20 protein-coding genes are annotated in these 19,850 nt (G+C 59.8%); 9 read left to right on the top strand and 11 right to left on the bottom strand.

Going from position 1 to position 19,850, the window contains the following annotated elements; genetic code table 11:
* Positions 1 to 2 precede the first annotated feature (2 nt).
* The 4 genes from DD597_RS18495 to hycI are packed head-to-tail and all read left to right on the top strand — an operon-like array spanning position 3 to position 2,167.
* Complete coding sequence (locus DD597_RS18495) at positions 3 to 545, top strand: formate hydrogenlyase complex iron-sulfur subunit (RefSeq protein ID WP_003862138.1); 543 nt, start codon at positions 3 to 5, stop codon at positions 543 to 545.
* Positions 545 to 1,312 (top strand): NADH-quinone oxidoreductase subunit B family protein, encoded by a 768-nt coding sequence (locus DD597_RS18490; protein WP_003862141.1) that lies wholly within the window; start codon positions 545 to 547, stop codon positions 1,310 to 1,312. Before DD597_RS18495 ends, DD597_RS18490 begins: the two co-directional genes overlap by 1 nt.
* Positions 1,309 to 1,719, top strand: a complete 411-nt coding sequence (locus DD597_RS18485; RefSeq protein ID WP_003862143.1) for a formate hydrogenlyase maturation HycH family protein — start codon at positions 1,309 to 1,311, stop codon at positions 1,717 to 1,719. Before DD597_RS18490 ends, DD597_RS18485 begins: the two co-directional genes overlap by 4 nt.
* Positions 1,712 to 2,167: a hydrogenase maturation peptidase HycI gene (gene hycI, locus DD597_RS18480; protein WP_003862145.1), complete on the top strand. Its 456-nt coding sequence runs from the start codon at positions 1,712 to 1,714 to the stop codon at positions 2,165 to 2,167. Before DD597_RS18485 ends, hycI begins: the two co-directional genes overlap by 8 nt.
* An 88-nt stretch (positions 2,168 to 2,255) precedes the next feature.
* Here the strand turns inward: hycI and DD597_RS18475 are convergent, their stop codons facing one another.
* Both DD597_RS18475 and ascF read right to left on the bottom strand, forming a co-directional pair.
* Positions 2,256 to 3,680 carry a 6-phospho-beta-glucosidase gene (locus DD597_RS18475; protein WP_023314720.1) on the bottom strand — a complete coding sequence of 475 codons (1,425 nt, stop codon included), beginning with the start codon at positions 3,678 to 3,680 and terminating at the stop codon, positions 2,256 to 2,258.
* Positions 3,681 to 3,698: 18 nt separating this feature from the next.
* Positions 3,699 to 5,150 (bottom strand): PTS cellobiose/arbutin/salicin transporter subunit IIBC, encoded by a 1,452-nt coding sequence (gene ascF / locus DD597_RS18470; RefSeq protein ID WP_129256496.1) that lies wholly within the window; start codon positions 5,148 to 5,150, stop codon positions 3,699 to 3,701.
* Between the two features lie 214 nt (positions 5,151 to 5,364).
* Here ascF and DD597_RS18465 point away from each other — a divergent pair, with 214 nt between their 5' ends.
* The 4 genes from DD597_RS18465 (at position 5,365) to DD597_RS18450 (ending at position 10,302) form a co-directional block, all read left to right on the top strand.
* A complete protein-coding gene (locus DD597_RS18465) occupies positions 5,365 to 6,378 on the top strand; it encodes a LacI family DNA-binding transcriptional regulator (protein WP_022651738.1) in 1,014 nt (337 codons plus the stop codon).
* A 132-nt stretch (positions 6,379 to 6,510) separates the two neighbouring features.
* On the top strand, positions 6,511 to 7,056 hold the full coding sequence (gene hydN / locus DD597_RS18460) for an electron transport protein HydN (protein WP_017382793.1): 546 nt from the start codon (positions 6,511 to 6,513) through the stop codon (positions 7,054 to 7,056).
* A gap of 5 nt (positions 7,057 to 7,061) precedes the next feature.
* The gene (gene hypF, locus DD597_RS18455; protein ID WP_057059260.1) at positions 7,062 to 9,278 is read left to right on the top strand and encodes a carbamoyltransferase HypF; all 2,217 of its coding nucleotides are present in this window, start codon (positions 7,062 to 7,064) and stop codon (positions 9,276 to 9,278) included.
* A gap of 1 nt (position 9,279) precedes the next feature.
* A complete protein-coding gene (locus DD597_RS18450; protein ID WP_129256495.1) occupies positions 9,280 to 10,302 on the top strand; it encodes a HoxN/HupN/NixA family nickel/cobalt transporter in 1,023 nt (340 codons plus the stop codon).
* 126 nt (positions 10,303 to 10,428) lie between these two features.
* On the opposite strand, the gene norW is transcribed toward DD597_RS18450, so the two are convergent.
* Positions 10,429 to 11,562 carry an NADH:flavorubredoxin reductase NorW gene (norW, locus tag DD597_RS18445; protein WP_022651735.1) on the bottom strand — a complete coding sequence of 378 codons (1,134 nt, stop codon included), beginning with the start codon at positions 11,560 to 11,562 and terminating at the stop codon, positions 10,429 to 10,431.
* The gene (norV, locus tag DD597_RS18440; protein ID WP_022651734.1) at positions 11,559 to 13,007 is read right to left on the bottom strand and encodes an anaerobic nitric oxide reductase flavorubredoxin; all 1,449 of its coding nucleotides are present in this window, start codon (positions 13,005 to 13,007) and stop codon (positions 11,559 to 11,561) included. The genes norW and norV overlap by 4 nt, the downstream gene beginning before the upstream one ends.
* Before the next feature lie 187 nt (positions 13,008 to 13,194).
* Between norV and norR the strand changes: the two genes are divergently transcribed.
* A complete protein-coding gene (norR, locus tag DD597_RS18435; protein WP_022651733.1) occupies positions 13,195 to 14,709 on the top strand; it encodes a nitric oxide reductase transcriptional regulator NorR in 1,515 nt (504 codons plus the stop codon).
* Here the strand turns inward: norR and gutQ are convergent.
* The 7 genes from gutQ to srlA form a co-directional block, all read right to left on the bottom strand.
* Positions 14,706 to 15,671 carry an arabinose-5-phosphate isomerase GutQ gene (gene gutQ / locus DD597_RS18430; protein WP_023298458.1) on the bottom strand — a complete coding sequence of 322 codons (966 nt, stop codon included), beginning with the start codon at positions 15,669 to 15,671 and terminating at the stop codon, positions 14,706 to 14,708. The two genes, norR and gutQ, sit on opposite strands and share 4 nt — an antisense overlap.
* Positions 15,664 to 16,437 (bottom strand): DNA-binding transcriptional repressor, encoded by a 774-nt coding sequence (locus tag DD597_RS18425; protein WP_047654160.1) that lies wholly within the window; start codon positions 16,435 to 16,437, stop codon positions 15,664 to 15,666. Before DD597_RS18425 ends, gutQ begins: the two co-directional genes overlap by 8 nt.
* A gap of 63 nt (positions 16,438 to 16,500) precedes the next feature.
* Positions 16,501 to 16,860 (bottom strand): transcriptional regulator GutM, encoded by a 360-nt coding sequence (gene gutM, locus DD597_RS18420; RefSeq protein ID WP_129256494.1) that lies wholly within the window; start codon positions 16,858 to 16,860, stop codon positions 16,501 to 16,503.
* A gap of 67 nt (positions 16,861 to 16,927) precedes the next feature.
* Positions 16,928 to 17,707: a sorbitol-6-phosphate dehydrogenase gene (gene srlD / locus DD597_RS18415; protein WP_003862162.1), complete on the bottom strand. Its 780-nt coding sequence runs from the start codon at positions 17,705 to 17,707 to the stop codon at positions 16,928 to 16,930.
* A 14-nt stretch (positions 17,708 to 17,721) separates the two neighbouring features.
* Positions 17,722 to 18,084 carry a PTS glucitol/sorbitol transporter subunit IIA gene (gene srlB, locus DD597_RS18410; RefSeq protein ID WP_022651730.1) on the bottom strand — a complete coding sequence of 121 codons (363 nt, stop codon included), beginning with the start codon at positions 18,082 to 18,084 and terminating at the stop codon, positions 17,722 to 17,724.
* A 12-nt stretch (positions 18,085 to 18,096) separates the two neighbouring features.
* Complete coding sequence (locus DD597_RS18405) at positions 18,097 to 19,056, bottom strand: PTS glucitol/sorbitol transporter subunit IIB (RefSeq protein WP_045331261.1); 960 nt, start codon at positions 19,054 to 19,056, stop codon at positions 18,097 to 18,099.
* Positions 19,053 to 19,616 (bottom strand): PTS glucitol/sorbitol transporter subunit IIC, encoded by a 564-nt coding sequence (gene srlA / locus DD597_RS18400; RefSeq protein WP_003862164.1) that lies wholly within the window; start codon positions 19,614 to 19,616, stop codon positions 19,053 to 19,055. Before srlA ends, DD597_RS18405 begins: the two co-directional genes overlap by 4 nt.
* Positions 19,617 to 19,850: the final 234 nt, after the last annotated feature.

The following is a 19,850-nucleotide window of genomic DNA, read 5'->3' as shown; positions in this document are numbered from 1 at the left end:
CCATGTTTACCTTTATCAAAAAAGTGATCAAAACCGGCGCGCAGACCAGCAGTTATCCGCTGGAGCCGATCCCGGTTGATAAAAACTTTCGCGGCAAGCCGGAGCACAACCCGCAGCAGTGCATCGGCTGCGCGGCCTGCGTCAACGCCTGCCCGTCGAATGCCTTAACGGTGGAAACGGACCTGAAAACCGGCGAGCTGGCCTGGCAGTTTAACCTCGGGCGCTGCATCTTCTGCGGCCGCTGCGAGGAGGTCTGCCCGACGGTCGCCATTCGCCTGTCTCAGGAGTACGAGCTGGCGGTGTGGAAAAAAGAGGACTTCCTCCAGCAATCGCGCTTTGCGCTGTGCAACTGCCGCGTCTGCAAGCGTCCGTTCGCCGTGCAAAAAGAGATCGACTACGCCATCGCGCTGCTGAAGCACAACGGCGACGTCCGCGCGGAGCATCACCGTGAAAGCTTCGAAACCTGCCCGGAGTGCAAGCGTCAGAAATGCCTGCTGCCGTCTGACCGCATCGATTTAACCCGCCATATGAGAGAGGCCAGCTGATGGAAAACTTACTCGGCCCGCGCGACGCTAACGGCATTCCGGTGCCGCTGACGGTGGAGGAGTCCATCGCCAGCATGAAGGCGTCGCTGCTGAAAAAAATCAAACGCTCGGCCTACGTCTATCGCGTGGACTGCGGTGGCTGCAACGGCTGCGAGATTGAGATCTTCGCTACGCTGTCGCCGCTGTTTGACGCCGAGCGCTTCGGCATCAAGGTGGTGCCGTCCCCGCGCCACGCTGATATCCTGCTGTTCACCGGCGCGGTCACCCGCGCGATGCGCTCGCCTGCGCTACGCGCCTGGCAGTCTGCACCGGATCCGAAAATCTGCATCTCCTACGGTGCCTGCGGCAACAGCGGCGGCATCTTCCACGATCTTTACTGCGTCTGGGGCGGTACCGACAAAATCGTGCCGGTGGACGTCTACATTCCGGGCTGCCCGCCGACGCCCGCCGCCACGCTGTACGGTTTTGCCATGGCGCTCGGCCTGCTGGAGCAGAAGATCCACGCCCGCGAGCCAGGCGAGCTGGACAACCAGCCAGCCACTATCCTGCACCCGGACATGGTGCAGCCGCTGCGGGTGAAGATCGACCGCACGGCACGCAGGCTGGCGGGCTACCGCTACGGACGCCAGATTGCCGACGATTATCTGCGTCTGCTCAGCCAGGGCGACCATCAGGTGGCGCGCTGGCTGGAGGCCGAGAACGATCCGCGTCTCAATGAGATCGTGGCGAACCTGAACAACATTGTGGATGAGGCGCGTATCCGATGAGTGAAACGGTGGTGTTCAGCCAGCTGAGCCGTAAGTTTATTGATGAGAACGATGCCACGCCGGATGCGGCGCAGCAGGTGGTCTATTACAGCCTGGCGATTGGGCACCACCTCGGGGTGATCGACTGCCTGGAGGCGGCGTTAACCTGCCCGTGGCCGGAATACCTGGCGTGGATCGCCACGCTGGAGGAGGGCAGTACGGCGCGGCGCAAGATGGAGGGCGTGCCGAAGTATGGCGAGATCGTCATCGACGCCAACCACATTGCGATGCTCGCTAACGCCTTTGACGCGGCGCTGAGCGTACAAACCCCGGCGCAGCAGGCGTGGAGCAAAACGCTGCTCGGCATGCTGCACGATATTCATCAGGAGAGCGCCATCTACCTGATGGTGAGGAGATTACGTGACTGACGTTTTACTGTGTGTCGGCAACAGCATGATGGGCGACGACGGCGCGGGTCCGCTGCTGGCGGAACTGTGCGCCGCAAACCCGCCGGGCAACTGGGTGGTGATTGACGGCGGCAGCGCGCCGGAAAACGACGTGGTCGCCATCCGTGAACTGCATCCGGACAGGCTGTTAATCGTCGATGCCACCGATATGGGGCTTAACCCCGGCGAGATCCGCCTGATTGACCCGGACGACATCGCCGAGATGTTTATGATGACCACCCACAATATGCCGCTGAACTACCTGGTGGATCAGATCAAAGACGACGTGGGCGAGGTGCTGTTTTTGGGCATTCAGCCGGATATTGTCGGGTTTTATTACCCGATGACGCCGCCGGTGAAAGAGGCGGTGGAGGGGGTGTATTCACGGCTTGCAGGGTGGGTTGGGGATGGAGGTTTTTCTCCGCTCTGAGCAGTGCCGGGTGGCGGCTTCGCCTTACCCGGCCTACCAAACCCATCTCCCTCTCCCTGTGGGAGAGGGCTGGGGTGAGGGCAACAGGCTACTCGAGATCCCCCCCGTTACTCGCAATCACCTTCTTATACCATCCGAACGATTTCTTGCGTTTCCGTTCCAGCGTGCCGTTCCCGGCGTCGTCGCGGTCGACGTAGACAAATCCATAGCGCTTGCTCATCTCCCCGGTTGAGGCCGAGACCAGGTCAATGCAGCCCCAGGTGGTGTAGCCCAGCAGCGGAACGCCGTCCTCAATCGCGTCGCCCATCGCGCGGATGTGCTCGCGCAGGTAGCTGATGCGGTAGTCGTCGTTAATCTCACCGTTTTCATCAACGACATCTTTCGCCCCCAGACCGTTTTCCACCAGGAACAGCGGCTTCTGGTAGCGGTCGTACATCATGTTCATAGTGATGCGCAGGCCGAGCGGGTCGATACCCCAGCCCCACTCGCTCACCTGAATGTGCGGGTTGCGCAGGGACTTCACGATGTTCGCCGCGCTGGTGTTGCCCGCGTTCATGTCCGCCGACGCGCAGCGCGAGGCGTAGTAGCTGAACGAGACAAAGTCGACGGTATTTTTCAGCAGTTCGTCATCGCCCGGGTCTTTCACAATCACGACGCCTTTTTCGCGGAACACGCGGGCAGAGTAGGCCGGATAGCTGCCGCGCGCCTGCACGTCGATAAAAAACAGGTTCTCGCGGTCTTTCTCCAGCGCCATCCACACGTCTTCCGGCTTGCAGGAGTAGGGGTAGAAGTTACCGCCCGCCAGCATGCAGCCGACCTGGTTTTCCGGGTTTACCTCGTGGGCAATTTTGGTCGCCAGCGCGCTCGCCACCAGCTCGTGGTGCGCGGCCTGGTATTTCACCTGGTCTTCGTTTTCACCTTCCTCAAACACCAGCCCCGCGCCGGAAAAGGGGCTGTGCAGCATGATGTTGATTTCGTTGAAGGTCAGCCAGTATTTCACCAGCCCGTTAAACTCTTCGAAGCAGGTGCGGGCGTAGCGGGCGAAGAAATCGACCATCTTACGGTTGCGCCAGGAGCCGTACTCCGTCACCAGGTGCATCGGCACGTCGAAGTGGCAGAGGGTCACCAGCGGCTCGATGTTGTACTTTTTGCACTCCTCGAACACCGCGCGGTAGAAGGCAATGCCTTCCTGATTCGGCAGCGGTTCGTCGCCGTTCGGGTAGAGGCGGCTCCAGGCAATCGAGGTGCGGAACACCGTAAAGCCCATCTCCGCCATCAGGGCGATGTCTTCTTTGTAGCGATGGTAAAAATCAATCGCCTCGTGGCTCGGGTAGAATTCGTCGTCCCGCAACGAAAACCGTTTTTCCTTGCCGACTTTTACCGCCAGGCGGTTTGCGCCGTGGGGGATCATATCGACCGTCGTCAGTCCTTTGCCGCCTTCACGGTAAGCCCCTTCACTCTGGTTGGCGGCAAGCGCGCCGCCCCATAAAAATCCTTGTGGAAAAACAGACATTCTTACCTCGCTTTCAGTTTATGCTTCTGCTGCTTTGTTCTGTACCGGTGCGGTTTGCAGGGCGCGTGCTTTTTCGGCTTCGTCTTCTACCGGGATATCCTCAAACCCTAACAGCAGGGTCAGCACAAACGACAGCACCACTGCCAGACCCATCACGCCAAACACCCAGACGATGGTCATCGGGTTGGCCGGGTCGAAGAACTGCACGCTGGTAAACAGCCCCGGCGCCGCCATCGAATGGCTGGCAAGACCGGCCATTCCTGCCACCGCGCCGCAGATAAAGCCGCTGATCAGACTCGCAATCAGCGGACGCTTCAGGCGTACCGCCACGCCGTACAGGGCCGGTTCAGAGATCCCCGCCATGATGGCGGAGGCCGCCGCGGCCAGCGCCGTCTGGCGCAGCTCCGGGTTTTTGGTTTTCCACGCTACCGCCAGCGATGAACCGCCGAGCGACAGGTTGGCGCCGATTTCCGACGGCATCACCATCCCTTCTTTGCCCGTTTCGGCAATGGTCTGGATGATGGTCGGCGTAAACACGCGGTGCATCCCGGTCATCACCAGCAGCGGCCACAGCGCGCCCATAATGGCAACGGAGAGCCAGCCCAGATAGCCGTGAATGGTGTAGACCAGCGCGGAGATGGCGCTGCCGATCCAGATCCCGAGCGGGCCAATCAGTACGATGGCGAGCGGGGCGGCAATCAGCACGATCAGCATCGGCTTGAGGAAGTTTTTCGTCACCGCCGGGGTAATGCGATCCACCCAGCGTTCGATGTACGACAGGCACCAGGTCATCACCAGCGCCGGGATAACGGTATAGGTGTATTTCACCGCCGTCACCGGAATGAACGCGAACTCAACGTGCTCGCCCTGCGCGGCCTTGGCCATCAGCTCGATAAAGCTCGGGTGAACCAGCACGCCCGCGATGGCGATTGCCAGGGACATGTTGGTTTTGAACTTCACCGCTGCGGAAGCCGCCACCATCAGCGGCAGGAAGAAGAACGCGCCGTCGCCGATAACGGTCAGGATCGTCAGTGTCGGGTCGCCTTTGCCCAGCACGCCGGTCATCTCAAGGATCATCGCCAGCAGCTTGACCATCGACCCGCCGATGATCGCCGGGATCAGCGGAGACATAGTGCCGATCAGCGCGTCGAGGATCCCGGCGCCAATCCGGCGCAGCGTGAGCTTCTGTGGACCTTGCGCTACGGCAGGTTGCAGGTTGGCGGGCAGCAGGCTCACCACTTCACGGTATGCCTGGGACACGGTGTTGCCGATGATCACCTGGCACTGGTTGTCGTTGCGCACCACGCCGAGCACGCCGCTGATGCTTTTCAGGCGCGCGGTGTCGGTAAGGCTTTCGTCTTTCAGAACGAAGCGCAGGCGCGTCATGCAGTGGGTGACGGCGACGATGTTCTCTTTACCGCCCAGCGCGCTAACAACGTCGTTTGCCAGCGCAGCGTAATTTTTTGCCATCGGATGTGATCCTGTTATCGTTGTGAGAAGTGTAGGAAACCGGTTTCACATAATCATCATGAGTTTCTTTTAATGAAACAAGACCACTTTTTATGCATTTTTTCGTTTCGTGATGACGATCACTCGTGGCCGTAAAAAGCGTGATAACGTCGCTGCGACAATTTTTCTGCGGTGAAGTACACTGCGGCTCATCGGTTTTGAATGGAATAACACTATGACCACCATGCTGGAAGTGGCGAAGCGGGCAGGCGTGTCGAAAGCGACGGTCTCCCGGGTGCTGTCGGGGAACGGTTACGTCAGCCAGGAGACGAAAGACCGCGTGTTTCAGGCCATCGAAGAAAGCGGGTATCGCCCCAATCTGCTGGCGCGAAACCTGGCGACCAAACGCACCCAGACCCTGGGGCTGGTGGTGACGAACACCCTGTACCATGGGGTCTACTTTAGCGAGCTGCTGTTTAACGCCGCGCGGATGACGGAAGAGAAGGGGCGCCAGCTGATCCTGGCGGACGGCAAGCACAGCGCCGAAGAGGAGCGCGAGGCGATCCAGTACCTGCTCGACATGCGCTGCGACGCGGTGATCATCTACCCGCGTTTTCTGAGCGTGGAAGCGCTGGACGAGATCATTGAGAAATGCGAGCAGCCGATCATGGTGCTCAACCGCCGTTTGCGGAAAAACAGCAGCCACAGCGTCTGGTCCGATCATAAAGCCTCGTGTCAGGACGCGGTATCGCAGCTCATCGCGAAAGGCCACCGGGAGATTGCGTTTATCACCGGTTCGCTGGATTCACCCACCGGGGTGGAGCGTCTTTCCGGTTACAGGGACGCGCTGGCGCAGCACGGGATTGCAGTTCGTGACGCGCTGATCGCCGAAGGGAAGTGGAGCCCGGCCAGCGGCGCGGCGGCGGTCTCTCAGCTGCTCACCCGCGGCGAAGCGTTTACCGCGCTGGTGGCGAGTAACGACGATATGGCGATTGGCGCCATCAGGCAGTTGCACGAGAGCGGCGTCGCCACGCCGGGCGCGGTGTCCGTCATCGGCTTTGACGACGTGGCAATCGCGCCCTATATCGTGCCGTCCCTCTCCAGCGTGCGTATTCCGGTAACGGAGATGATCCAGGAGACCATCAGCCGCCTGATTTTCATGCTCGACGGCGGTGAGTTTAAGCTTCAGCAAACCTTCTCCGGCGAGCTTATCCTGCGCGACTCCGTTATTGACGGCCCGCATCGCTGACGTCGACATCTGTCATCGTCACTAATGACGATGACAGAACTACTTCTTTTTATTTCTCTTTAAAATCAACGCATTAAATATTGGCACGGTTTATGAATAGCTTCGCGCATAACAGTTATGCCGGAGAAGCAGATGAACCGTTTTATTATGGCCGATGCCAGCAAATGCATTGGTTGCCGTACCTGTGAAGTGGCGTGCGTGGTGTCCCATCAGGCAGAGCAGGATTGCGCCTCTCTCACCCCTGATACCTTTCTGCCGCGCATCCACGTCATTAAAGGCGTGAATATTTCTACCGCCGCTATCTGTCGCCAGTGTGAAGACGCGCCGTGCGCCAACGTCTGTCCGAACGGGGCGATTAAGCGCGAGAAAGGCTTCGTGCATGTGATGCAGGAGCGCTGCATCGGGTGCAAAACCTGTGTGGTGGCGTGTCCGTATGGCGCGATGGAGGTGGTGGTTCGCCCGGTGGTTCGCAACAGCGGTATCGGGCTGAGCGTGCGCGCGGAGAAAGCCGAAGCCAATAAATGTGACCTCTGCTACCACCGCGACGCCGGTCCGGCGTGTATGGAAGCCTGTCCGACGCATGCGCTGGTCTGCGTCGATCGAGACAAGCTCGAACAGATGAGTGCCGAAAAACGTCGCCGCGCGGCGTTCGACACCTCGTCATCACTGCTGTTCTGAACCGTATGAGCAGCAACGGCGTTCAGCTGCGGGTGCGCGGCAAGGTGCAGGGCGTGGGGTTTCGGCCCTTCGTCTGGCAGCTGGCGCACCGGCTGAAGCTTGTGGGCGATGTCTGCAACGACGGAGAGGGTGTCCTGGTGCGTCTCGCGGGTAATGGGGGGGACTTTACCGCGAGGCTGCGCCAGGACTGCCCACCGCTGGCGCGCATCGATCGCGTTGAAACGCAGCCGTACAGCTGGAATACGCTGCCGGACGAGTTTGTCATCCGCCACAGCGAGAGTGGGGCGATGGACACGCAAATCGTCCCGGATGCCGCCACCTGTCCCGCGTGCCTGGCGGAGATGCGCGATCCCCGCGAACGTCGCTACCGCTACCCCTTTATCAACTGCACCCACTGCGGGCCGCGGTTTACCATTATCCGCGCCATGCCCTATGACCGCCCGGCCACGTCAATGGCGCCATTCCCGCTCTGTATGCCCTGTGAAACGGAGTACCGCAACCCGGCTGACCGGCGTTTTCACGCCCAGCCGGTTGCCTGCCCGGACTGCGGGCCGCAGCTGGAGTGGCGAGCCGGGGAGGCTACCGCCACCCGCGAATCGGCGTTAAGCACGGCGGTGGCGATGCTGGAAGGCGGCGGGATTGTGGCGGTCAAAGGGCTGGGCGGTTTTCACCTGGTCTGCGACGCGCTTAACCCGCAGGCGATTCGGAAATTGCGGGCACGCAAGCAGCGCCCGACCAGGCCGCTGGCGGTGATGATCCCGCATGCGAACGATCTGCCGAAGACCATCCAGACGCTGTTACGTTCACCCGCTGCGCCGATTATGCTGACGCCAAAAGCCTGCCTTCCAGCGTTTCCTGAGGAGATTGCGCCGGGGCTGAATACGGTTGGTGTGATGTTGCCTGCGAACCCGCTCCAGCATTTGCTGATGCTGGACTGTCAGCGTCCGCTGGTGATGACCTCCGCCAACCTCAGTGGCCATCCACCCGCCATAAGCAACCAGCAGGCGCTGGAAGAACTCAGTGACATCGCTGACGGCTTCCTGCTGCACAACCGCGACATCCTGCAACGGATGGATGATTCAGTGATGGACCAGGAGGGCACGATGCTGCGTCGCGCACGCGGTTTTGTGCCGGATGCCATCACATTGCCCGCCGGATTCCGCGACATCCCGCCCATGTTATGCACCGGCGCGGAGATGAAAAATACCTTCTGCCTGGTACGTGGCAACCAGGCGGTGCTGAGCCAGCATTTTGGCGATCTGAGCGACGAGGGCGTAGAGGCGCAGTGGCGCAGTGCGCTCTCGACGATGCAGGAGATCTACGCTTTCCAGCCAGAGCGTGTGGTGTGCGATGCCCATCCGGGATATCACGCCCGACAGTGGGCCCGGACGCAGGCGCTGCCCGTTGAGACCGTGCTGCATCATCATGCGCATGCGGCAGCGTGTCTGGCGGAGAACGGCTGGCCGCTCGACGGCGGGGATGTTATTGCCCTGACGCTGGACGGGATCGGCATGGGCGAGAACGGCGCGCTGTGGGGCGGCGAGTGCCTGCGGGTGAACTATCGCGACTGCGAACGGCTGGGCGGTCTGCCAGCCGTTGCGCTGCCGGGGGGCGATCTGGCGGCAAAACAGCCGTGGCGCAATTTGCTCGCCCACTGTCTGGCGTTCGTACCTGACTGGCAGCAGTACCCGGAAACTGAGGTGGTACAGCGTCAAAACTGGCCGCTGCTGGCAACGGCGGTGTCGCGCGGTATCAATGCGCCGCGGGCCTCCTCCTGTGGTCGTCTGTTCGACGCCGTGGCCTGTGCGCTGGGCATTGAAACGCAACGCTATGAGGGCGAAGCCGCGTGCCGGCTGGAGGCGCTGGCCGAACGCTGTGCAGGGGTTGATCATCCGGTGACGCTCCAGACGGATAACCTTGCGCTGTTCTGGCAGCAGTGGCTGGCCTGGCGGGCGGAGCCCGGCGAGCGCGCCTGGGCCTTTCACGATGCGCTGGCAAAAGGGCTGAGCGAACTGGCGGCAACGCATGCCCGCCGACGGTCGCTCTCTACGGTGTGCTTCAGCGGCGGCGTCCTTCACAACCGCCTGCTGCGCGCGCGCCTTCGTCATTACCTTTCTGATTTCACGCTTCTTTTTCCTTCGCGCCTGCCCGCAGGTGACGGAGCGATCTCCTTCGGGCAGGCGGTGGTTGCTGCCGCCCGATCATGTTTACAAAGGACTTAAAATGTTACGACTGTTACGCAATGAACCTCGTGCAGCGTGCCTGCTGCTGGCTCTCGGGATGGCTAACCTGCTGGCCTGGGGGCTGGCGTGGCACACCTTTAGCGACAGTACGGCGCTGATGGCGGCCAGCCTGCTGGCCTGGTGTTACGGACTGCGTCATGCGGTGGATGCCGACCATATCGCCGCGATTGATACCGTGACGCGTAAGATGATGCAGCAGGGCAAGCGCCCGTCCGGCGTGGGCGCATGGTTTTCCCTCGGACACTCCACCATTGTGGTGCTGGCCTCCATTGCTATCGCCGCTACCGCCACGGCGTTTCAGAAAAACATGGCATGGTTCCACGAAACCGGCAGCCTGATTGGCACCGCCGTCTCCGCCACCTTCCTGCTGGCGATGGCGCTGGTGAATATGGTGATCCTGCGCGGCGTCTGGCGCAGTTTTCAGGCACTGAAACACGGCAGGCCGGCGCAGGGCGACATCACGCTGCCTGCACAGGGTGGCGTCATGAACTGGCTGTTCGGCAAAACCTTCCGCCTCGTCAATAAAAGCTGGCAGATGTACCTGGTCGGTTTCCTGTTTGGCCTCGGCTTTGACACGGCCACCGAAATCGGCGTGCTGGGGATCTCCGCCGCCAGCGCCTCCAGCGGGATGTCGGTGTGGTCGATCATGATCTTTCCGGCGCTCTTCGCCAGCGGCATGGCGCTGGTGGATACGCTCGATAACCTGCTGATGGTGGGTGCCTACGGCTGGGTGTTTAACAAGCCGCAGCGCAAGCTGTACTACAACATGACCATCACCGGCACTTCGGTGGTGGTGGCGCTGTTTATCGGCGGCCTGGAAGCGCTGGGTCTGCTGATGGACAAGTTCTCCCTCAGCGGCGGCGTGTGGGATCTGATTGGCGCGGTGAACGATAACCTGGGCGATGCCGGATTTGTGGTGGTCGGGCTGTTTGTCGCCTGCTGGCTGATCTCGATGGCGAACTATCGCTGGCGCGGTTATGACGCGCTGGTGGTGCGCTCCTGACGCTGAAAGGGTAGCCATAAAAAAAGCCCCGGGACATCGGGGCGGTGGACAATAAAATTCAAAGGTTAAGTAAGCGTGGCAGTACTGTAGGCCGGGTAAGCGGAGCGCCACCCGGCATGACGAGGGTTAAGCAGGTAATGATTTCAGCAGCGCGAAGGCCTCCTTCATTCTGTCTTCGCTGACCACAAAGGCGCGCATCTGACCGGCAGTATCGGTGCCGCGCGCCACCATGCCCTGAGGCGAAAGGGCAATCTGCCAGTCCAGATCCTGACGCTGCGTTTCACCTGCGAGATGCAGCGGTAGTTCCGGCGTTTTTACCTTCACCAGCATGGCGGGTAATTTCACCGGGGCGTTGCCGCCGAGCAGGTTTTTCGCCAGGAACATGGCGCTTAACTGAATCGGTTGCAGGAACGGCAGCACCTGGCCGTTAATTTCCGCGCAGTCGCCCAGGGCATAAATATCCGGCTGGGTGGTTTGCAGGTAGCTGTCCACCTTCACGCCGCGATTGATCTCTGCGCCCGCGCGGTGCGCCAGCGCGGTTTCCGGGCGCAACCCCGTCGCCGCAATTACCACATCCACTTCCACGCTGCGGTTGCGGTCGAGCGTCGCACAAATGCCGGTTTCGGTTTTGCTCAGGCTCTGCAACTGCGATTTCAGCAGCAGATGCACGCCCATGTCGGTCAGACGATGCTGTAAGCGACTGCTTACTTCTGCCGGCATCAGCGCTGACAGAATGCTGGCCGCGTGGTCAACCAGGGTGACGGATTTTCCCGCCCGGCAGAAGTCCATCGCCAGCTCGGTGCCAATCAGCCCGCCGCCGACAATCATCACCCGCGTGGCGTCGCGTAACAGGGTCTCGCTGGCCTGATACTCCTGCTGGCTGTTGAGCGTGACCATTAGTTCGCGGCCCTCAACCGGCGGCACAAACGCCGATGCCCCCGTCGCCAGCACCAGCTTGTCGTAGTGCCAGGTTTTATCTTTCGCGTTCACCACGTGGGCGTCGGCGTCGATATCGGTCACCCAGGTGTACGGAAACAGACGCAGGTTAAACTGTTCTGCAAACTCCCCCGCCGTCTGGCGGGTGAGATCGTCGGCGCGCTGATTCTGGCTAATGACGTGGCTTAAATCAGGCTTGTTGTACTCATCCATGCTGTCGGCGGCGATTACCGTCAACGGCACGTTAGCATCCTGTTTGCGGATATTTTTCACCAGCTGGCGGGCGGCAAAGCCCGAGCCGATAATGACGATGCCGTGGCTCATTTTGCCTCCGTTGCCAGTTCATCAAAGACGTCTTTCCCGAGGGAACATTCCGGGCAGAGGAAGTTGTCCGGCACCTCGCTCCATGGCGTACCCGGCGCGACATCCTGCAACGGCTCGCCCAGCTCAGGATCGTAAATCCACTGGCAGACGCTGCACTGCATGCAAGGGCCGAGGTCGGCAGCGGCAGGAGCGGCTTCTGCTACGGCTTCCGGCGCAACAGCCGCGGCGGGTGCGGTTTCCGGCAGTGGCGCAAGCGCCCACTGGCGGGCAATGTCGCGACCGTGCTGGCGACAGATTTCCAGCGCGTCGAGATCCGGACGCCATTTCGCCTTCAGGCTCAGGGACATCTCAAAACCGGCATCCTGTAAACGGGTGGAGAGACGGTCTACCGCGCCGCCGCTCCAGCCGTGTGAACCAAAGGCGCTGGCGCGTTTGTTACGGAAGCGCAGGCCGGTCATCTCTTCCACCAGTCCGGCAATTTTCGGCATCATCACGTTATTCATGGTGGAGGTACCCACCAGCACGCCTTTGGAGCGGAAGACGTTGGTCAATACCTCATTCTTATCGCTGCGCGCCACGTTGAAGATTTTCACCGCCACGTTCGGGTCAACTTCGTTGATGCCCTGGGCAATGGCGTCCGCCATCATGCGGGTGTTGTTGGACATGGTGTCGTAGAAGATCGTAATGCGGTCTTCCTGATAGTCCGCCGCCCACTTCAGGTACAGTTCGACAATCTGGGTTGGATTTTCACGCCATACCACGCCGTGGGAGGTGGCAATCATATCCACCGGCAGGTTGAAGCCGAGGATCTCGGTGATTTTTGGCGTGACCAGACGGCTGAACGGGGTCAGGATGTTGGCGTAGTAGCGTTGGCACTGTTCGAACAGCTCGGTCTGATCCACTTCGTCGTTGAACAGACGTTCGTCGCAGTAGTGCTGGCCGAAGGCGTCGTTACTGAACAGCACCGCGTCACCGGTCATGTAGGTCATCATGCTGTCCGGCCAGTGCAGCATTGGGGTTTCCACGAAGATCAGCTGTTTGCCGTTGCCGATATCCAGCGTGTCGCCGGTTTTCACAGTGTGGAAGTTCCACTCCGGATGGTGGTGGTGGCCGTTGATGGAGTCAATGGCGTTAGTGGTGCAGTAGATCGGGGTATCCGGAATGTGGGACATCAGCTCGGTCAGCGCCCCGGCATGATCCTCTTCCGCGTGGTTGATGATAATGTAGTCGATCTCATTCAGATCGATTTCGCTGCGCAGGTTCTGCACGAACTCGCGGCTGAATTTGTGATCGACGGTATCGATCAGGACGTTTTTACCTTCACGAATGAGATAGCTGTTGTAGCTGCTGCCGCGCAGCGTTTTGTATTCCGTCCCGTGAAAATCACGTACTTCCCAGTCACGTTGACCCACCCAATGAATGTTATTTTTAACCAGAATAGACATAGCAACCTCAACTTAATACGGCGTTTTCAAATAAGATGACTGTCATATATCAAGTTGCGTGCCAACTTTTTAACTTATTGAAAATAATGAATTTATATTTTGATGCTCCCAAATAGGTAGTCATTTTGACTATCTTAAAAATTGTCAATATGACACTATGTATTGTCAAAATGACAGTGAGGCAGAGATGAGCTTTTCCGTAGATGTGCTGGCGAAGATCGCTATAGAACTGCAAACCGGTATTGGTCATCAGGACCGCTTTCAGCGGCTGATCTCCACGTTGCGTCACGTGCTGGATTGCGATGCCTCGGCGCTGCTGCGTTACGAAGGGCGGCAGTTTATTCCGCTGGCTATCGACGGTCTGGCGAAGGACGTACTCGGGCGGCGCTTTACCCTGGAGGGCCACCCGCGTCTGGAAACCATCGCCCGTGCGGGTGACGTGGTGCGTTTCCCGGCGGACAGCGATCTGCCCGACCCTTACGACGGCCTGATCCCCGGGCAGGAGAGCCTGAAGGTGCACGCCTGTATCGGCCTGCCGCTGTTTGCCGGGCAGAACCTGATTGGTGCGTTAACCCTCGACGGCATGTCGCCGGATCAGTTCGATACCTTCAGCGACGAAGAGCTACGGCTGATTGCTGCGCTGGCGGCCGGGGCGCTGAACAACGCCCTGCTGATAGAACAGCTGGAGAGCCAGAATATTCTTCCGGGTAGCCCGACGGCGTTTGAGCAGGTGGCGCACACCGAAATGATCGGCCTTTCGCCAGGCATGGCGCAGCTCAAAAAAGAGATTGAGATTGTCGCCGCGTCTGATTTGAACGTGCTGATCTTCGGGGAGACCGGCACCGGTAAAGAGCTGGTGGCGAAAGCGATCCACGAAGCCTCGCCCCGTGCGGTGAATCCGCTGGTCTATCTCAACTGCGCGGCGCTGCCGGAAAGCGTGGCGGAAAGTGAGCTGTTCGGACACGTCAAAGGGGCCTTTACCGGGGCGATCAGCAACCGCAGCGGCAAGTTCGAAATGGCCGATAACGGCACGCTGTTCCTCGATGAAATTGGCGAACTCTCCCTTTCGCTCCAGGCCAAACTGCTGCGGGTGTTGCAGTATGGTGATATTCAACGCGTGGGAGACGATCGCAGCTTACGCGTGGATGTGCGCGTGCTGGCGGCGACGAACCGCGATCTGCGCGAAGAGGTGCTGGCGGGGAATTTCCGCGCCGATCTGTTCCACCGTCTGAGCGTGTTCCCGCTCACGGTGCCGCCGCTGCGCGAGCGGGGCGAGGATGTGGTGCTGCTGGCGGGCTTTTTCTGCGAACAGTGTCGGCTCAAAATGGGGCTTTCCCGCGTGGTGCTAAGCCCCGGTGCGAGGACGCACCTGCTGAGCTACGGCTGGCCAGGTAACGTGCGTGAACTGGAACATGCGATTCACCGCGCGGTGGTGCTGGCGCGGGCTACGCGTTCGGGGGATGAAGTGGTAATTCATGCGCGCCATTTCGCGCTGCATGAGGAAACGACGCCGTCCGTGAAGCCGGTGATACCTGAGAGCGTGAACGAAAACCTGCGCGAGGCGACGAATGCGTTCCAGCGTCAGATGATCGCCCGCGCGCTGGAGCAGAATAACCGCAGCTGGGCGGCGTGCGCGCGGGCGCTGGAGATGGACGTCGCCAACCTCCACAGGCTGGCGAAACGTCTGGGACTGAAGGGTTAAATAATCCCCGCCTGGTAGAAGTCTTGCAGGTTGATCGCGCCGCACAGCCTGCCGTGCTCGTCCACCACCGGCGCGGCGGTGATTTTGCGCTTCATCAGCACCTCTTTGGCTTCAATGGCGCGGCTGTCGGCATTCAGCGTCAGTCCGCCCCGGGTCATTGCTTCGGATACCCGCGCCTCCAGCTTGCCGCCGCCCACCAGCCAGCGGCGCAGGTCGCCGTCGGTGAAGACGCCCTTCACCTGGCGGTCATTGTCGCATACCGCAACCAGCCCCAGCCCGGTGCGGCTCAGCTCCAGCATGGCGTCCATCACGCTGGTGTCGAGTTTGACCTGAGGAATGGCATCGTCGGTGCGCATCAGGTGGTGAACCTTGTTGAGCAGACGTGCCCCAAGCGCGCCCGCAGGATGGGAGCGGGCGAAATCTTCCTCATTAAAACCGCGCGCCTGCATCACCGCCATTGCCAGCGCGTCGCCCATCATCAGGGTGTTGACGGTGCTGGAGGTCGGTGCCAGGTGCATCGGACAGGCTTCGCGCTCAACGGAAATATCCAGCGTTGCTTTCGCGGCCAGCGCCAGCGGCGATCGGGATTTGCCGGTCATCGCTAACAGGGCCACCGATTTTTCTTGCAGGCGAGGGATGATGAGATCCAGCTCTTTGGCTGAACCGGAGTAGGAGATAAACAGCATCACGTCGCGGCTTTCGATCATCCCCAGATCGCCGTGCAGCGCTTCGGCAGGATGCACAAAGAACGCCGGGGTGCCGGTGCTGGCAAGCGTCGCGGCAATCTTCTTGCCGATATGACCGGATTTACCGATACCCGCCACGATCACTTTACCCTCGCAGTGGATAATGGTGTTGGCTGCACGAACAAAATCCTCACCCAGACGCTCCGGCAGGCGGCTGGCTTCCTGTAGCTCCAGCAGCAGGGTCTGACGGCCTGCGTTTAACAGAAAATCACTCATTTTTCTCTCCGGTTACGATCACGTCGATGCCCTTCGCTTCCAGCGCTTTTTTAAACGCCGGGTCGATACCCGCGTCGGTAATCAGCTTGTCGACGCTTTCAAGGCTACAGACAATGTTGGGGCTTTTGCGGCCAAACTTCGACGAGTCTGCCATCAAAATCACTTCCCGCGCGGCGTTGCACATGGCTTTACTGACGCTGAACACCTCGTTAAACGTCGTGACGCCCGCGTTCAGGTCGATGCCGTCGGTACCTATAAACAGTTTATCGAAGCTGAAGTGGTCGAAGGCGTTCTCCGCCAGCTGCCCGTGAAACGACGCCGATTTTTTACGGAAGGTGCCACCGGGCATCAGGATGGTCTGCTCGCTGTCGAACTCTGACAGGGCATTGACGATGTGCAGGCTGTTGGTCATCACGGTGATGTTATTAAAGCGGCTGAGCAGCGGGATCATCTGTAGGACAGTACTGCCTGCGTCGAGGATAATGGAATCGCCGTCATGGATAAATTTGACGGCGGCTTCGGCAATCAGCGCTTTCTGGTGAGTATTGATCAGCGTTTTGTGGTCGATAGGCGGGTCGGCTTCGTCTTTATTGAGCACCACGCCGCCGTAGGTACGAATGACGGCGCCGGAGTTTTCGAGCAACACCAGGTCCTTGCGTATTGTCGTGCCGGTGGTGTCAAAGTAGTGGGCCAGATCCTCTACCGAGCACTTTCCCTGCTTTTGCAGATGCTCAAGTATGGCCGCCTGCCGCTGACGTGGTTTCATAGGCGCTTCGTTCCTTACGTTGCGAAATGATAATTCCGCAAGTTTATAACTTTCACAACGAAATTATCCATGTTTCAGATTAAGCGCTAATGATAGTGCATTCTGACAGAGTGAATCATTGGGGAAGATCACATCAGGTTGTAATTCATGCAGCGAAATGCCGTTGATCGCCTGAATTTTGGTCGGACGGGCAAACACCGTTACGCCGCGCATGATGAGGGAATCGCTCACCCGGTTGTGTTCATCCAGCGCAACGGCAACCACCACCCGCGGCTTAAAGCGCCCCCCGGAACGCCCGACGCCGACGCGTCCCTTCTGACACAACGCATCAAAGGCGCGGTTAAACTGGTAGATCTGCCAGCCGCCAAACGCCATCTGGCAGATCCAGGCGAGGGCGGCGACGGTGATGAGTGCGGTTACCATATCGGCTCCTTGTTATATTCCCTCTCCCGGTGGGAGAGGGGGAGGGTGAGGGCATCACCCTGCTCGATCAGAACATCACCTGCCCACCGGTGACGTTAATCGACTGTCCGGTGCAGTACGAGGCTTTCGGGCTGGCGTAAAACAGCAGCATGTTCAGCACGTCCTGATAGTCGCACCCGCGCTTGAGCGGCACTTTGTCGATGTAGTACTGTTCCACTTCTTCAGCTTTGATGCCAAGTTTGGCGGCGTACTGCGGCAGCAGGGACTGGAACATCGGGGATTTCAGCAGGTTACCCAGCATCAGCGCGTGAACGGTAATGCCGTATTCGGCCAGATCCAGCGCCAGAGACTGCGTCAGCCCGACGCCGCCAAACTTCGCCGCGCTGTAGCCGGAGTTGTGCTTGCTGCCCACTTTCCCCGATTTTGAGTTGATCTGAATGATGCGACCCTGAATACCGTCGCGGATCATCAGACGGGAAAATTCGCGGGCGCAGAGGAAATAGCCCACCAGATTCACCTGCAACGAGCGGTCAAAATCCCCCAGCTCGAAATCGCTGATAAACGCCGCTTTCGCAATCCCCGCGCTGTAGACCAGCAGGTCGATACGCCCAAATATCTCGTCCACGCCGCGGGCCAGCGCCATCACGCTCTGCTCGCTGGTGGCGTCGGCACCAAATCCGTACGCCATCCCTTCGCCAAACTCGGTGTTGATGGCGTCCGCTACGCGGGCGGCTTTCTCACTCTGAATATCCACGACCGCCACGCGGTAGCCCTCTGCGGCAAGCCCATGGCAGAGGAACTCGCCTAAGGTTTGTCCCCCACCAATGACAACGGCAACCTGACTCATGTGTCTCTCCTTTATTACGAAATAAATTTTAACGTGCAGCCTGGGGTGACAGCCTGCGGAACCGGGCCCACTACGTGAACCGTACCGGGATACTCCGCCTGCGGCTGGCCGTCGAAACGTAGGGTGATATGCCCCAGCTCGCGCAGGTTTTGCTCGGCGACGTCGCCGACGGCGGTCACGGCATAGCGCGCCTCGCCCAGCTGTAGCTGGCTCCCTGCCTTTAGCTCGCCGTTCAGCTCGCCGTGGCAGTGGATAAAGCAAAACTCTTCGATATCTGCCGGGGCGCCTTCGCGGAAGGTGATCAGCATCTGGTCGCTCAGCGCATCCGCCGCGCTCTGGCCGATGCGGGTAATGGTTGTCTGGTAAATCACAGTCATGGCAGGCACCTCTTATTGATAAATAAAGCCGGAAACAAACCAGGCAATCAGCACCGTCGGCGCGCCCGTCAGGAAGCGGCTGACCAGCACGGACGGCACGCCCACGCGCACGGTCTCCTGGCGTGCTTCCGCCAGCGACAGCCCCACGGGGATAAAGTCGCACGCTGCCTGGGCGTTAATGGCAAACAGGGCGGGCAGGGCGAGGTGCGGAGGAATATTCCCCAGACCAATCTGCACGCCAATCAGCACGCCGATAACCTGAGCAATCACCGCGCCCGGGCCGAGGAACGGCGACAGCAGCGGGAAGGAGCAGATCAGCGCCAGCGTCACCAGCCCGAGCGGGTGGCTGGCAAGCGGGGCGAGGCCGTGGGCAATCCAGTCGCCCAGGCCTGAGGCCATGATGATGCCGATCAGCGCCGAGACGAATGCCATAAACGGCAGAATGGTCTTCAGCACCGTGTCGATGGTGTCGCGCCCCGACTGGAACAGCACCGCCACGGCGGACCCCATCCCCATCCCGACCTTCGCCAGCAGGCCATCGCTCTGCTCGGTGATTTTTTTGCTGGTGTCGTACTCGCGCGGGGCCGCTTTTTGCGGCGCAGATGTGCCATTCACCAGCGTGATGTTGTCTTCCTTCACGCCTGACACATAAATATCTTCAACGATGTACTGCGCCAGCGGGCCGGATTTCCCGGTGGAGTGAATATTTACCGTCGGAATGCGGCGCTTCGGATAGATGCCGCAGCGCAGCGTGCCGCCGCAGTCGATCACCGCCACGCCGATTTCCGCTTCCGGCGGTTCGCCTTCCTTGAAGCCGTCGACCGCTTCCCAGCCGGTCAGATCGCGCAACTTGTCGACGATCGCCGGGCGCGTGCCCGCGGTGATGTACACAATCTTTTTGCCTTCGGTGGCGTCGAACTCCAGCGGGCCGCCCCAGCCGCCCGTGCCTTTCTCAATGCGGATCCGGTTCATGCTGTGGCTCCTGAAAGATGGACTTTCTGTTCAAGCTGGATGCCCATTTTTTTCTCAAAAATGGCGGTGGTGAGATCTGTCACCCAGCCGCGGAAGAAGTTGGTGACCAGACCGACCAGCAGGTAGCTCACCGCCAGCGGGCCGAGCGGCAGGCCAAGCGTGGTAAGGCCGCTGGCGATCCCGAGATAGACAAACAGTTCGCCGGGGTTGATGTGCGGGAACAGGCCGTTCATGGAGTGGCAGCTGTAGGAGGCGGCGGCGTAATAGCTCGGCTTGTACTTCTCTGGCATAAAGCGGCCGAGGCTTAAGGTCATCGGGTTGCAGAACACAAAGGTGCCGATGAAGGGCAGTATCAGGTAGCGGGACAGCGGGTTTCCGGCGCAGCGCTGGGCGAAGCGCTCAATGCGCTGCTGGCCGATAAAGTTAATCAGCGCGTTCATGATCACCAGCAGGCTGATCAGCAGGGGCAGGATCCCGGTCACCATGCCAGTGAACACTTCTCCGCCTTTCTGAAACAGCCCGATGAACCACTCGGCGCCATGGGTGATGGTTTCTATCATTCTTCTCTCCTGTAGGGCGTTTGTTTTTGTCTATCTGCGGCTAATAATAATCACTTTGAAAGGTTTTAAAGTGTTAGTTAGATCTCACAATGAAAGAAAAATGTATTATTTTGAAAGTTTATTGGTGGGGTGAATAATTTTTGGTGGAAAAAGGCACGGATTTGCGTTGGGGAGGTGCGTACCGCTTCCTTGAGGAGTTGGGGATGCTTTACCATACTGGGTTCTTACCGAACT

It is taken from the genome of Enterobacter cloacae complex sp. 677-3DZ2D5B (assembly GCF_004136695.1).
Lineage (GTDB): Bacteria > Pseudomonadota > Gammaproteobacteria > Enterobacterales > Enterobacteriaceae > Enterobacter > Enterobacter hormaechei_C.
The sequence above is the reverse complement of the archived record's forward strand: the minus strand, read 5'-3'. Positions and strand labels throughout refer to the sequence as shown.

Coding starts and splice junctions, on each gene's coding strand:
- DD597_RS18495 (WP_003862138.1), top strand. CDS start 3: ATGTTTACCTTTATCAAAAAAGTGATCAAAACCGGCGCGCAGACCAGC.
- DD597_RS18490 (WP_003862141.1), top strand. CDS start 545: ATGGAAAACTTACTCGGCCCGCGCGACGCTAACGGCATTCCGGTGCCG.
- DD597_RS18485 (WP_003862143.1), top strand. CDS start 1,309: ATGAGTGAAACGGTGGTGTTCAGCCAGCTGAGCCGTAAGTTTATTGAT.
- DD597_RS18475 (WP_023314720.1), bottom strand. CDS start 3,680: ATGTCTGTTTTTCCACAAGGATTTTTATGGGGCGGCGCGCTTGCCGCC.
- ascF (WP_129256496.1), bottom strand. CDS start 5,150: ATGGCAAAAAATTACGCTGCGCTGGCAAACGACGTTGTTAGCGCGCTG.
- DD597_RS18465 (WP_022651738.1), top strand. CDS start 5,365: ATGACCACCATGCTGGAAGTGGCGAAGCGGGCAGGCGTGTCGAAAGCG.
- hydN (WP_017382793.1), top strand. CDS start 6,511: ATGAACCGTTTTATTATGGCCGATGCCAGCAAATGCATTGGTTGCCGT.
- hypF (WP_057059260.1), top strand. CDS start 7,062: ATGAGCAGCAACGGCGTTCAGCTGCGGGTGCGCGGCAAGGTGCAGGGC.
- DD597_RS18450 (WP_129256495.1), top strand. CDS start 9,280: ATGTTACGACTGTTACGCAATGAACCTCGTGCAGCGTGCCTGCTGCTG.
- norW (WP_022651735.1), bottom strand. CDS start 11,562: ATGAGCCACGGCATCGTCATTATCGGCTCGGGCTTTGCCGCCCGCCAG.
- norV (WP_022651734.1), bottom strand. CDS start 13,007: ATGTCTATTCTGGTTAAAAATAACATTCATTGGGTGGGTCAACGTGAC.
- norR (WP_022651733.1), top strand. CDS start 13,195: ATGAGCTTTTCCGTAGATGTGCTGGCGAAGATCGCTATAGAACTGCAA.
- gutQ (WP_023298458.1), bottom strand. CDS start 15,671: ATGAGTGATTTTCTGTTAAACGCAGGCCGTCAGACCCTGCTGCTGGAG.
- DD597_RS18425 (WP_047654160.1), bottom strand. CDS start 16,437: ATGAAACCACGTCAGCGGCAGGCGGCCATACTTGAGCATCTGCAAAAG.
- gutM (WP_129256494.1), bottom strand. CDS start 16,860: ATGGTAACCGCACTCATCACCGTCGCCGCCCTCGCCTGGATCTGCCAG.
- srlD (WP_003862162.1), bottom strand. CDS start 17,707: ATGAGTCAGGTTGCCGTTGTCATTGGTGGGGGACAAACCTTAGGCGAG.
- srlB (WP_022651730.1), bottom strand. CDS start 18,084: ATGACTGTGATTTACCAGACAACCATTACCCGCATCGGCCAGAGCGCG.
- DD597_RS18405 (WP_045331261.1), bottom strand. CDS start 19,056: ATGAACCGGATCCGCATTGAGAAAGGCACGGGCGGCTGGGGCGGCCCG.
- srlA (WP_003862164.1), bottom strand. CDS start 19,616: ATGATAGAAACCATCACCCATGGCGCCGAGTGGTTCATCGGGCTGTTT.